Annotated in this window: 11 protein-coding genes and 1 tRNA gene; 9 read left to right on the top strand and 3 right to left on the bottom strand. The window is 37.6% G+C overall.

Annotated features, from left to right (window positions below; genetic code table 11):
- The first annotated feature begins 378 nt into the window (after positions 1-378).
- The gene (locus BTA34_RS15545; protein WP_151436327.1) at positions 379-714 is read left to right on the top strand and encodes a YceK/YidQ family lipoprotein; all 336 of its coding nucleotides are present in this window, start codon (positions 379-381) and stop codon (positions 712-714) included.
- A 60-nt stretch (positions 715-774) separates the two neighbouring features.
- Here the strand turns inward: BTA34_RS15545 and BTA34_RS15540 are convergent, their stop codons facing one another.
- Positions 775-1,080, bottom strand: coding sequence for a DUF5339 family protein (locus BTA34_RS15540; RefSeq protein WP_151436326.1), 306 nt, complete (start codon positions 1,078-1,080; stop codon positions 775-777).
- 298 nt (positions 1,081-1,378) lie between these two features.
- On the opposite strand from BTA34_RS15540, the gene BTA34_RS15535 reads away from it, so the two are divergent.
- From BTA34_RS15535 to BTA34_RS15500, 8 genes are all read left to right on the top strand, one after another.
- Positions 1,379-1,455, top strand: a tRNA-Pro gene (locus BTA34_RS15535).
- Between the two features lie 863 nt (positions 1,456-2,318).
- Positions 2,319-3,926, top strand: a complete 1,608-nt coding sequence (dppA, locus tag BTA34_RS15530) for a dipeptide ABC transporter periplasmic-binding protein DppA (RefSeq protein WP_151436325.1) — start codon at positions 2,319-2,321, stop codon at positions 3,924-3,926.
- Positions 3,927-4,092: 166 nt separating this feature from the next.
- Positions 4,093-5,112 carry a dipeptide ABC transporter permease DppB gene (gene dppB / locus BTA34_RS15525; protein ID WP_151436324.1) on the top strand — a complete coding sequence of 340 codons (1,020 nt, stop codon included), beginning with the start codon at positions 4,093-4,095 and terminating at the stop codon, positions 5,110-5,112.
- A 10-nt stretch (positions 5,113-5,122) separates the two neighbouring features.
- The gene (gene dppC / locus BTA34_RS15520) at positions 5,123-6,025 is read left to right on the top strand and encodes a dipeptide ABC transporter permease DppC (RefSeq protein WP_069369576.1); all 903 of its coding nucleotides are present in this window, start codon (positions 5,123-5,125) and stop codon (positions 6,023-6,025) included.
- 12 nt (positions 6,026-6,037) lie between these two features.
- Positions 6,038-7,021 (top strand): dipeptide ABC transporter ATP-binding protein, encoded by a 984-nt coding sequence (dppD, locus tag BTA34_RS15515; RefSeq protein WP_151436323.1) that lies wholly within the window; start codon positions 6,038-6,040, stop codon positions 7,019-7,021.
- Positions 7,014-8,015 carry a dipeptide ABC transporter ATP-binding subunit DppF gene (dppF, locus tag BTA34_RS15510; RefSeq protein ID WP_151436322.1) on the top strand — a complete coding sequence of 334 codons (1,002 nt, stop codon included), beginning with the start codon at positions 7,014-7,016 and terminating at the stop codon, positions 8,013-8,015. Before dppD ends, dppF begins: the two co-directional genes overlap by 8 nt.
- 529 nt (positions 8,016-8,544) lie before the next feature.
- Positions 8,545-9,255, top strand: a complete 711-nt coding sequence (locus tag BTA34_RS15505; RefSeq protein ID WP_151436321.1) for a HAMP domain-containing protein — start codon at positions 8,545-8,547, stop codon at positions 9,253-9,255.
- 186 nt (positions 9,256-9,441) lie between these two features.
- Positions 9,442-10,977, top strand: a complete 1,536-nt coding sequence (locus BTA34_RS15500) for a M16 family metallopeptidase (protein ID WP_265576113.1) — start codon at positions 9,442-9,444, stop codon at positions 10,975-10,977.
- A 92-nt stretch (positions 10,978-11,069) separates the two neighbouring features.
- On the opposite strand, the gene BTA34_RS15495 is transcribed toward BTA34_RS15500, so the two are convergent.
- Both BTA34_RS15495 and BTA34_RS15490 read right to left on the bottom strand, forming a co-directional pair.
- Positions 11,070-12,080, bottom strand: a complete 1,011-nt coding sequence (locus BTA34_RS15495; RefSeq protein ID WP_151436320.1) for a serine hydrolase domain-containing protein — start codon at positions 12,078-12,080, stop codon at positions 11,070-11,072.
- Positions 12,081-12,160: 80 nt separating this feature from the next.
- A complete protein-coding gene (locus tag BTA34_RS15490; RefSeq protein ID WP_006534633.1) occupies positions 12,161-12,370 on the bottom strand; it encodes a 2-hydroxymuconate tautomerase family protein in 210 nt (69 codons plus the stop codon).

The raw sequence follows: 12,370 nt of genomic DNA, 5'->3' as shown, positions 1-12,370 counted from the left end.
GTACCCAAAAATAAAAATGAGAAAATTTGAGCTAAAACGATAAACCTATTTTGGCAAAGAATAATGAAAGTCGCTGTGTCTTATCGCACAGATTCAACATATATAGAGATCAAAAAAACAAGAAAGATAAATATAGCGTTAAAGCGTTTATTTAAAATAATGAAGGTTGAATTTTAATATCATGTAAACATAATAGTTAATAATATTATTATGTTTTTTTTAATTAGATAAAGTGAAACTTTCGCACACTAGAATTATTTATTTAATGACTGAAAAATTAAGCTTTTTTATATCATCTTTCTCTTGTCCTGTAAGAGAAAACAGGTTTAACTATATGATAAAAAGCGTTGACTACGGATCTCGTTTTATAGGTGCCTTATGATATTCAGAACGACAAGTAAAAATTTAACATTAGTCACATTTTTGACGACATTATTGACCGGTTGCTCAAGTGTTATGACTCATGCAGGTCCGAATAAAGAACTTTATTCAGGCACAAAAAATAATATGACCATGCTAAAAGATGATGAAACTGGCTGGGCAATGAAACCATTGGTTGTTCTTGATCTTCCTTTTAGTGCCGTATTAGATACTTTATTATTACCTTATGATTATTATACTCAGAGTGATGATAAAAGTGATAATTCACCTAAAGAGCGTATAAAAAGATTGGAAAGCACCACTGTGAATAATAATCATGAAAATAAGAATTAATATCAAGTTAATGACTAAATAATAAAAATAAATAAGTAATTATATTTAGTCATTATCTGTTTATTTATTTAGCGCTGTTTCTTCTTTAGGGCCAAACATTTTATTCAAACTATTAAGTTCTTGCATTTCCTTGTCACATATTACTTTTTGTTCTGCCAAAGGCGCTGTCATTATCTGCTTTTTGCTTTGCTCGAAGTTAGCCTTAATCTCCGGCATATTATGTTTTAGATCTTCTCTTTGAGAAATGTAATGAATAAATCTATCCGCTTCTTTAAAGTACACTCGGCAAGCATGAGCTGTAGATGCTTGAGCTGGAAGTGTGATTGACAATAAAAGTAATGCGACACCCCACCAACATTGTTTCATTCTCTAAACTACCTACCTTATTCGACATAATGTAATTATATAAAAAGTACACTAATTAAACGATAATAATTAAGAATAAATTTGTTATTTTTTTTCATGTTTTATGGATAACGTAAAGAAAGCCATAGTAAAACGAAGAAAGAGAGGGGAGCTTGTTACAATAACGCTAAAAATCACCTCTTTTTTATGATAAAAAGTTAAAAATCAACCGTTTTGATTGAAAACCATACGAACAGTCAGGAGATACTAAAAAAGTATTGACGGAGTGGGTTTCTGGCAGTAAGATGCACCTCGTTTTCGGCGAGTAGCGCAGCCTGGTAGCGCAACTGGTTTGGGACCAGTGGGTCGGAGGTTCGAATCCTCTCTCGCCGACCATATTAAGAAACCCCGCTTTTAAAGCGGGGTTTTGTCGTTTTAGCGTTACCAAAACACCTTGTGCTTATTTTTTGATTTCGCCATAAAGGGTGTTTCCTCTCGATCATCTTACTTCTATCTCATCTCTATCTTGCATTCCAAATTCCCATTCTGGTCAGAAACAGAGGACCATGGAAATATTTTCCAAATTAAGAGAAATATTGGCTAGAAATAGCTTTGGATTTAGTCTGCTCAATAAAGTTGTTTTATCCTTAAATGATTTTATAAAAGTCTTATTAATAATCTAAAGAAACCGCTCAGTTTTTTGTTCAACTTTCTTTTTATTGAGGATGGAACGTCTGAGAATGTTGAACGAACATAAATTTTTCACTATAAAAGCATGAAAATTATTAATAACAGACTGAATCTAATCGCCTTATCTAGTTAAGTGATTTGTTAAGAGCTAAAAATTGATACTTTTCACTCTATTTGCCTGATTAAAACTAAAATCAGGATCCTCTAGCAAGGTAATTATTTTTCTTCCATAACAGAATAAAGCACCAAGTTCTTTGTTTCATTTCAAAATATTCGTTCAATATTTAAGCGGTTAATCACAAATTATGGCTTTTTTTAAAACAGTCATTTCACTTAATGATTTCTTAATGTGTGGTTTTATTGACTAGATTTTGGTCAGAGACTTATTTTTTTATTCTGTGTTTGTTCGATATTCGTTTCATTTGTGTTTATAACTTGTTCTTTTTACCTTCTAACACCTTATTGACGTAAGGGAATACAGTTGGTTAATTGAACAATGACAAAATAAAAAGGTATTCCGTTTTTAAATAGGAAACCAAAACACAACAGAACAATTTCGGAGAGTAATGATGAAAAGCTCCAAAAAACAGACAGGAATTTTGACCGCGACTATTGGATTGCTCGCACTCGCTGTTTCTGCGGGTGTACAGGCGAAAACATTGGTGTATTGCTCTGAAGGTTCACCTGAAGGATTTAACCCTCAGTTATTTACCTCTGGAACAACTTATGATGCAAGTTCAGTGCCTATCTATGACCGTTTAGTTGAATTTAAACTGGGTACAACAGAAATTATTCCGGGCTTAGCTGAAAGCTGGGATGTAAGCGATGATGGCAAAGTGTATACCTTCCATTTGCGTAAAGGCGTGAATTGGCATAGCAGTAAAACCTTTAAGCCAACGCGTGAATTTAATGCGGATGACGTGATGTATACGTTTATGCGTCAGATGGACCCCAAACATCCTTACCATAAAGTCTCTGGCGGAAGTTATGAATACTTCTCTGGTATGGATATGAACAACATGATCGAGAAAATCGAGAAAGTTGATGATCATACTGTTCGTTTTGTTTTAACTCGCTCAGAAGCACCTTTTATTGCTGATATGGCAATGGACTTTGCATCCATATTATCTGCTGAATATGCGGATAATATGATGAAAGCAGGTACACCTGAGAAAGTGGATCTCGATCCTATCGGCACAGGACCTTTTCAATTACAGCAATATCAAAAAGATTCTCGTATTCTTTATAAAGCCAACGACCAATATTGGGGTAAAAAACCAGATATTGACCGTTTAGTCTTCTCTATTACACCTGATGCCTCTGTACGATATGCAAAACTGCAAAAAGGTGAGTGTCAGGCAATGCCTTTCCCTAATCCTGCTGATATTGCGAAGATGAAACAAAATAGCGATATCAATCTGTTAGAACAACCAGGCTTAAATGTGGGTTATATCTCTTTTAACGTTGAGAAAAAACCACTGGATAACCAAAAAGTTCGCCAAGCATTAAGTATGGCGGTAAATAAAGACGCCATTATTGAAGCGGTTTATCAAGGTGCAGGTCAGAAGGCGAAAAACCTCATTCCTCCTACAATGTGGGGTTATAACGATGATGTCGTCGATTATGAATATAATCCTGAAAAAGCGAAAGCACTGCTAAAAGAAGCTGGTCTTGCAGATGGTTTTACTATCGATTTATGGGCAATGCCAGTACAGCGTCCTTATAATCCAAATGCCCGCCGTATGGCTGAAATGATACAAGCGGATTGGGAAAAAATTGGCGTTAAAACCAAAATTGTAAGTTACGAGTGGGGCGAATATCTCAAGCGTGCTAAATCTGGCGAACACCAAGCAGTCATGATGGGTTGGACTGGTGATAACGGGGACCCAGATAACTTCTTCGCTACGCTATTTAGTTGTGCAGCAAAAGAGCAAGGATCGAACTATTCAAAATGGTGCTATAAGCCATTTGAAGATCTGATCCAGCCTGCACGAGTTGCCGCCGATCATGAAAAGCGTGTTGAACTTTACAAACAAGCTCAAGTTGTTATGCATGATCAAGCACCTGCTCTGATTATTGCTCACTCGACTGTTTATGAGCCAGTGAGTAAAAAAGTAGAAAACTATGTGGTTGATCCATTAGGCAAACATCACTTCGAGAATGTCTCTCTTAAATAATAGCAATACCTAATCGTTGGGTTGCTTTAAGTACGGTGTCTTTTTTATAAAAGACACCGTTATTCAATAATAACGAATACATTCAGTACACTGTGAGCGCAGGGGACTTTCTCCCCTGATTTATCAGCGCTATCTTTTAGCTGATGTTTGAAAAGAGAATTAGGATATGCTGCAATTTATCCTTCAACGTTTGGGACTTGTGATCCCTACGTTTATCGGAATTACATTACTGACGTTTATTTTCGTTCATCTTATTCCCGGTGATCCGGTAATGATTATGGCGGGTGAGCGTGGACTCTCTCCAGAGCGACATGCCTATTTAATGGCTGAGTTGGGGCTGGATAAGCCTTTATGGCAACAATATATCAATTACCTAAATGGCATTTTACATGGTGATTTAGGTATCTCATTAAAAAGCCGCATTCCTGTATGGGATGAATTTTTACCTCGCTTTAAAGCCACTTTAGAACTTGGCGTTTGCGCCATGATTTTTGCGGTTTCGGTTGGGATCCCTGTTGGCGTTTTGGCTGCGGTAAAACGTGGTTCTATCTTTGATCATACGGCAATTAGTGTGTCATTAGCGGGCTATTCCATGCCAATCTTCTGGTGGGGAATTATGCTTATCATGTTAGTGTCTGTGAAATTAGACTTAACTCCTGTATCAGGGCGTCTGGCTGATAGTGTCTTTTTAGATGACAGTAATCCACTCACTGGATTTATGCTTATTGATACGTTTGTTTGGGGTGAGGAAGGGGATTTCTTAGATGCAGTTCATCACATCATTTTACCTGCCATTGTATTAGGAACCATTCCTTTAGCTGTTATCGTGCGTATGACGCGTTCTTCGATGCTTGAAGTATTAGGCGAAGATTATATTCGTACTGCTAGAGCAAAAGGTTTAAGCCGTGCTCGCGTTATTCTTATCCACGCATTACGCAATGCAATGTTACCTGTTGTCACCGTTATTGGATTACAAGTTGGAACAATGCTGGCGGGTGCAATCTTAACTGAAACTATTTTCTCATGGCCGGGATTAGGACGCTGGTTGATTGATGCCTTACAACGACGCGATTATCCCGTTGTTCAGGGTGGTGTGCTCTTAATTGCAACGATGATTATCTTTGTCAATCTGTTGGTTGATGTTCTTTATGGCATTGTGAATCCTCGTATTCGCCATAAAAAATAAGGAATGCATAATGACTGAAAATAAAGTAACACCGGTCATCAGTGCACCGGCTCCCATGACGCCCTTCCAAGAATTTTGGCATTACTTTAAACAAAATAAAGGTGCCGTTGTTGGGTTAATCTATATTGTAATTATGTTGCTTATTGCATTACTGGCAGGTTTTCTTGCACCTCATGCCCCTAATGAGCAATTTCGTGATTTCTTATTAGCACCTCCTGTTTGGCAAGAAGGGGGAAGCTGGCAATTTATTCTAGGTACTGATGATGTTGGTCGCGATATTCTTTCTCGCTTAATGTTTGGCGCTCGCCTTTCATTATTGGTGGGATGTATTGTTGTCGTGTTATCACTTATCTTAGGAATTATTCTAGGGCTGGCAGCAGGCTATTTTGGTGGGCTGGTGGATATCGGCATTATGCGTGTCGTTGATATTATGCTGGCATTACCAAGTTTATTATTAGCGTTAGTCTTGGTGGCTATTTTTGGCCCTTCTATTGTTAATGCTTCTATTGCGTTAACTTTTGTTGCCTTACCACATTATGTTCGATTGACTCGTGCTGCTGTTTTAATTGAAGTTAATCGCGATTATGTGATTGCCTCTCGTGTCGCGGGCGCGGGTTCACTGCGTCAGATGTTTATCAATATCTTACCTAACTGTCTTGCACCTTTAATTGTTCAAGCCTCTTTAGGCTTTTCTAATGCAATCTTAGATATGGCCGCATTGGGCTTTTTGGGTATGGGCGCGCAACCACCAACACCTGAATGGGGAACCATGTTATCTGATGTGTTGCAGTTTACACAAAGTGCATGGTGGGTTGTGACGTTTCCTGGTTTGGCAATTTTGTTTACCGTATTAGCCTTTAACTTAATGGGTGATGGTTTACGAGATGCGCTTGATCCGAAATTAAAGCAGTAACGGAGTAAGAACATGGCATTACTAAATATAAATCAATTATCTGTTCACTTCGGTGATGAAGATACTCCGTTTAAAGCGGTAGACCGAATTAGCTATCAAGTTGAAGAAGGGCAAGTTGTCGGGATCGTAGGGGAATCAGGTTCAGGTAAATCAGTCAGCTCATTAGCGATTATGGGGCTTATTGATTTTCCCGGACGAGTAAGCGCACAAGAGCTTTATTTTGATGGTAGAGATCTGATGAAAATCTCTGAATCAGAGCGACGTAATTTAGTCGGTGCTGATGTTGCGATGATTTTCCAAGATCCAATGACAAGCTTAAATCCTTGTTTTACGGTTGGCTATCAAATTATGGAAGCGTTAAAAGTCCATCAAGGAGGAAGTCGTAAAACACGTAAACAACGTGCTATCGATCTCTTAACGCTGGTGGGTATTCCTGATCCAGCTTCTCGCTTAGATGTTTATCCACACCAGCTTTCAGGAGGAATGAGCCAGCGTGTGATGATCGCAATGGCGATCGCTTGTCGCCCTAAGTTATTAATTGCAGATGAACCAACCACTGCACTGGATGTAACTATTCAGGCTCAGATCATAGAGCTTTTGCTCGATTTACAAAAACAAGAAAATATGGCGCTAGTGTTGATCACTCATGATCTAGCATTAGTGGCAGAAGCCGCAGATACCATTATTGTGATGTATGCGGGGCAAGTGGTGGAATCCGGAAAAGCATCAGAAATTTTTAAAGCGCCTCGCCATCCTTATACTCAAGCATTATTAAGAGCGCTTCCTGAGTTCGCGAGTAATAAAGCGCGATTAGCATCGTTACCGGGCGTTGTACCAGGACGCTATGATCGACCAACAGGTTGCTTACTCAATCCACGTTGCCCATATGCTCATGATGAATGTTATAAGATAGAGCCTGAATTAAGAGAACTAGGAACGCATCGTGTGAAATGTCATACACCGTTAGATAATGCAGGGAGACCTACCCATGGCTGAAGTTAATCCAAATGTATCAACTCCCTTATTAAAAGCAGTTAATTTAGCGAAGTACTACAGCGTAAAAGGCGGGCTTTTTTCAAAAGAGAGAACAGTTAAAGCCCTTGATGGTGTCTCTTTTGAGTTAGAACGTGGTAAAACTTTGGCTGTTGTTGGTGAGTCAGGATGTGGTAAATCCACATTAGGTCGATTATTAACGATGATTGAGGTTCCTACTTCAGGCGAACTGTCTTATCGTGGGCAAAATCTATTAATTAAAGATAAATCGGCTGAGAAGCTACGTCGCCAAAAGATACAAATTGTATTTCAAAATCCTTATGGATCATTGAACCCGCGTAAAAAAGTCGGACAAATTTTAGAAGAGCCTTTATTGATTAATACGACACTGAATGCCACTGAGCGTAAAGAAAAAGTATTATCAATGATGGCTAAAGTGGGGTTGAAAACAGAACATTATAGCCGATATCCACATATGTTTTCTGGTGGTCAACGTCAGCGTATTGCTATTGCGCGTGGCTTGATGCTTGATCCAGACATTGTGGTAGCCGATGAGCCTGTTTCTGCGCTGGATGTATCAGTTCGCGCTCAAGTACTGAATTTGATGATGGATCTACAACAAGATATGGGACTCTCTTATGTTTTTATTTCCCATGATCTCTCGGTTGTTGAGCATATTGCAGATGAAGTTATTGTAATGTATTTGGGGCGTTGTGTAGAAAAAGGAACAAAAGCTCAAATTTTTGAAAATCCACAACATCCTTATACACAGGCATTATTATCAGCAACACCAAGATTGACGCCTGAATTAAGACGAGAGCGTATTAAATTAACGGGAGAATTACCAAGCCCATTAAATCCGCCACCGGGTTGTGCTTTCGCTGCTCGTTGCCGTCGTGCATTTGGTCCATGTAGTCAATTACAGCCAACATTAAAAGCGTATAATGGTCAGCTTATTGCTTGTTTTGCGGTGGAGCAAGATAACGCGATAGTTTAAATAAAATAAATTTATCTAATAAAATAAGAACAATATATTGATTTATATTGTTCTTATTTTTTTCATTAATAATATTTAATTAATCTTAACTAAATAATCTAATAATGATTTTATAGATATAGAGTATTATATTTATATTGTTTTTTTAAAATATAAACTTCAATAATATTAAAGAGGGATAATATTTTTCACTAAGAAATATATTGAGCTTGGTATTGTGTTTTAACTTTAAATTAAGAGTTTAATAGCGTTTAATTTTATATGTTCTAGTGTTCTTTAGTGAATTGTATCTTTTCATTAAAATAAAGTAGATTTATTGTAAATAACCTAGAGAAAGTAAGATTTTATTTTTATTTTACTATGTTTATCTTATAACTATACTCAAATAACAATAATTATATATTTATCTACTTTCATTTTAATGGATAGGCGCTTTTTATAACGTTATTTTCTTTATTGAGAGTGATACATAATCACAAAAATACAGTATAATCACTCTGTTCAGACATGTATATTGGAAATAGCAACGATGAAACCTCATCTTAAACATTCATTAACAATAAAACAAATGGCCGCTGTTGCGGGCGTTACGTTGGTGACTATTGCTATTTTTATCAGTATTCAACTTGTTTATTTGATAGATCAACGTCGTGAAGATTATCAAAATCAGCTTTTTAATGCGGGTGTCAGTATCCAGCAACCACTTGCTGATGCATTGTTACGTTCAGATTTGAATGATGCTAAACAACAGATTGTTACACTAAAAGCGACGGGTATTTTGGGTAAAGCGATTGTCATGCAACCCGAAAATGTGCAAGTGATGAATTTAGATTTTGCACCTAAGAAAGAGGTCTCTGAATTCTCAAGTTGGCTTTTTGGTATTCCCGTTGAAGCTGTTATCCCTTTACAGCCATTAGGTATTACTTCAACAGATGATAAGTCCTATAGTGGTCATCTCATTTTACAGGCTGACACAAATCGTTTTTATCGTTTTGCTAGTAATACTGTTGCCTTGATGCTAACAACATATCTGTTGATGGGGCTTATTCTGACGGTTGCTATTAGTTGGTGTATTAATCGTATTGTTGTAAAACCTTTGCGCCAAATCGCCGTCACCCTCAATAAAGATAGCCAAGTTTCAGCGTTATCTTGTCCAAAATCACATTGTGATGATGAGATTGGTTTGCTGGTTAAAGGATATAATCATCAAAAATCTGATCAAAAATTGCCGAAGGTCTGAACCTTCTTACGCCATAATGAGTCTAATCACTGTAGTGATTCCATTTCATGTTTCTGTGGTGATAAAGAATGATAATACAAAAAATAGACATCCAACATCTAACATGTCTTTTGGCGCTTATTGTTAAACCTCATAAGTGGTTTAATACCAAGGATTAATACAACAGAGGTTCACATGCAGGGTGTAATGACACGAATTTTATTGGGAAGCGTTATGTTCGGCGCTGTTATTTGCCAAGCTCAAGCGGAAGCTTTACAGCCTGATCCGGCTTGGCAAGAAGGGCGACTAGCAAATGGTTTTCAGTGGCAAATCTTACAAACACCGCAACGCCCAAATGATAGAATACAAATCCGTTTATTAGTCAATACTGGCTCTTTATCAGAAAAAAGCAATGAAACGGGTTTTTCATCCTTGGTGTCCAAACTCAACGTTTTGGAAAATACAGGTTTAACGCCAGAGAAACGCGATAATCTATGGAAAAATGCGTTAGATCCTGACTATCCGTTGCCTCCAATGATCGTTTCATACGATTTTACTGTTTATAATCTAAGTCTACCGAATAACCAGCCTGAGCTGTTAAAGGATGCTTTTGCATTATTAGCAGATATTGCTAAACCAGCACAATATACTGAAGATGCGGTTCGTAACGCAGTTCAATCGCCACTTCCGATTGCAACGTTTCCTCTTAATATTGAAGATCCTATCTGGCGCTCACGTCTTGAAGGCTCTAATTTAAAAGGTCACAATCCGGGCAAACCTGTTAATCAATCTGTAAATACTAAAGAGCTGTCAGATTATCAACAACGTTGGTATACCCCAGATATGATGACACTTTATGTTGCAGGTAATGTTGATAATAGAGTGTTGACTGAAAGTATTAATCAGGCTTTTTCACCGTTATCAGGAAAGCGTGTAACACCAGTTCCAGTGCCTGTTCTTGCCGATATGAAACCTGAAACGTTATATGTGCAAGAGCCTATGCGTGCAAAAGACCAAATTGCTTTAATTTGGGATTTAGACTGGTCGCCAGTAAAAGACTCTGACACGTTAAATAAATATTGGTTAAGTGATTTAGCTCGCGAAGTTATTTTTGTGCATTTAGGTCGTAGTCTTGAACAACGTAAGGAAAACGACAGTACTCAAGTTAACATTGATTGCCGAGTACAATACCAGCGTGCAAGTTGTTCTTTAAATATTGATACTGCCACAACGCATATTCCTGCATTGGCATCATGGGTGGGAGAAGAATTGGGGCGCTTGCGTAACCAAGGTATCAGCGATGAGTTATACCGAGAGCTACAACAAGAAAAACAACTTCAATTAACTCAGTTGTTTGCGCGTTATGCAAAAACCAGTACGGCTATTTTAATTAACCAGCGTCTGTTATCACAACAAAGCAATATTATTGATATTCCACCTGAACAATATCAGCGTTTACGCCAAGCATTTTTAGCTGGTTTAACAAAAGAGACATTAAATCAGGAGCTTTCAAGAGTTTTATCTGAAGATATTACTTTTGTATTAACGCAAAGTGGTGAAACACCAACGGTAAATTTAGGCGAATTGCGTATTCAATTTGAAAAGCAAGTTCATCCAGAAACGGCAAATACACCTGTACCTGTTGCAACTAATGCGACACCAAATAAAACCGTTGAAACTCCCGCGGTAACTAATCCAGTAACTACTCCAGCGGTAGCAACAACACCGGCGAAAAAGCCGTAATAAAACAGAGATAGGCTGATATTGAAAATATATCAGCTGTAAAATAAACAAAAAGCCAAAAGTGTTATTGATACATTTTTGGCTTTTTGATTTTAAAGGCGTTTAAACGCTTCTTTAACAATGGTTATCAAATCTTCACGGTTATTTTTTTGGGTTGTAAAGCCAGCAATAGCGATTTGTTTTTCAGGTAAATAATAAGCTACCGAACCCCAATAACCAAGATGATAGTAAAGTGTGCCTAGGTCAGTTTCTTCTGCCATTAAACCTAAACGATAATTTTCAGCACCTGTATGTGAACCTTGCCATTTCATCTCTTTTAAGGTTGATGGATGCAAGTAAACTCTATCTTCGAAGAGGTCAGCTGTAAATTTAGCTAACTCAAGGGTTGTCATCACAAGCCCGCCACCGCCAAAAGCATCCATTGAAGCATCAATATGAGTACCTTCGTGTTCACCTGTAAATTGTCTAGCACGGGCTTTAGGATGCTTAGGTTGTAGTTCTAAATCTTCCCACCACGTTTGTGGTAGATCTAAATCTTGAAAATGCAATAAATCACGAACGGCGGTTGCCATATTTTTTCTCATAAACTGAGAAAGAATATCACCTAATAAAATATATCCTGTGTCCGAATAAATGAAACGTTTTCCAGCAGGAATAATGGGAAAGCCTTGTTGAGCATAGCGCGCTATTTGCTCTTCTCGTGTCCATTTATGAGAGGGATCTTTAATCACCTCTTCAAGGTAAGCTTCATTTGCATGATCGAATAAACCACTGCTATGGCTTAATAAATGGCGTAATGTAATAGTTTTAAGATCATACCCTAGCTCTAATAATGTCTGTTGATAATTAGCACTTAAATATTTAGTTATATCATCATCAAGGGATAGAGCATCTTGTTCCCATAAACGTAAAAAAGCGGCTGCGAGAAAGGTTTTTGTATTACTAGCGATTCGAAAAGGCGTATCTACAGTTAATTTTTTCTGGGTACTTTCATCGGCAAATCCGTGCGCCATACCAAAAGGGTATGGAATACCTGCACCTGTAATATAGATAGCACTTGCTGAAGGTAAGGCATTAAAAGCATCAGTCATTGATTGAACCATAGTTACTTCCTTATCTGTCAGGAAAATAAATCAGCAAAAAGGGTGTACTTGGCACCCTTTATTTATATTGCAGAAATTCTCTATTTACTTTTTGTTGCTGCTCGTAATTCTGTTACTGTTTTACCGCCTATTCCCCAGTTATCCGTTTCAACTTCATCAATCACTACAACGGTAGTTGCTGGGTTTTTGCCTAATACATCAACCAAAAGTTGTGTTGCTCCCGCAATGAGTTGTTCTTTTTGCTCTGCGGTTGCACCTTCGCGTGTAATTTTAATATTAACGTATGGCAT

This window comes from Proteus sp. CD3, from assembly GCF_008808075.1.
Taxonomy (GTDB): domain Bacteria; phylum Pseudomonadota; class Gammaproteobacteria; order Enterobacterales; family Enterobacteriaceae; genus Proteus; species Proteus appendicitidis.
Note: the sequence above shows the minus strand (reverse complement) of the source record. Positions and strands in the feature narration are given on the sequence as shown.

Bases quoted from the DNA above. Each gene is read 5' to 3' on its own strand.
- BTA34_RS15500 (WP_265576113.1), top strand. From the start codon at position 9,442: ATGACACGAATTTTATTGGGAAGCGTTATGTTCGGCGCTGTTATTTGC.
- BTA34_RS15540 (WP_151436326.1), bottom strand. From the start codon at position 1,080: ATGAAACAATGTTGGTGGGGTGTCGCATTACTTTTATTGTCAATCACA.
- dppA (WP_151436325.1), top strand. From the start codon at position 2,319: ATGAAAAGCTCCAAAAAACAGACAGGAATTTTGACCGCGACTATTGGA.
- dppC (WP_069369576.1), top strand. From the start codon at position 5,123: ATGACTGAAAATAAAGTAACACCGGTCATCAGTGCACCGGCTCCCATG.
- dppD (WP_151436323.1), top strand. From the start codon at position 6,038: ATGGCATTACTAAATATAAATCAATTATCTGTTCACTTCGGTGATGAA.
- dppF (WP_151436322.1), top strand. From the start codon at position 7,014: ATGGCTGAAGTTAATCCAAATGTATCAACTCCCTTATTAAAAGCAGTT.
- BTA34_RS15495 (WP_151436320.1), bottom strand. From the start codon at position 12,080: ATGGTTCAATCAATGACTGATGCTTTTAATGCCTTACCTTCAGCAAGT.
- BTA34_RS15505 (WP_151436321.1), top strand. From the start codon at position 8,545: ATGAAACCTCATCTTAAACATTCATTAACAATAAAACAAATGGCCGCT.
- dppB (WP_151436324.1), top strand. From the start codon at position 4,093: ATGCTGCAATTTATCCTTCAACGTTTGGGACTTGTGATCCCTACGTTT.
- BTA34_RS15490 (WP_006534633.1), bottom strand. From the start codon at position 12,370: ATGCCATACGTTAATATTAAAATTACACGCGAAGGTGCAACCGCAGAG.
- BTA34_RS15545 (WP_151436327.1), top strand. From the start codon at position 379: ATGATATTCAGAACGACAAGTAAAAATTTAACATTAGTCACATTTTTG.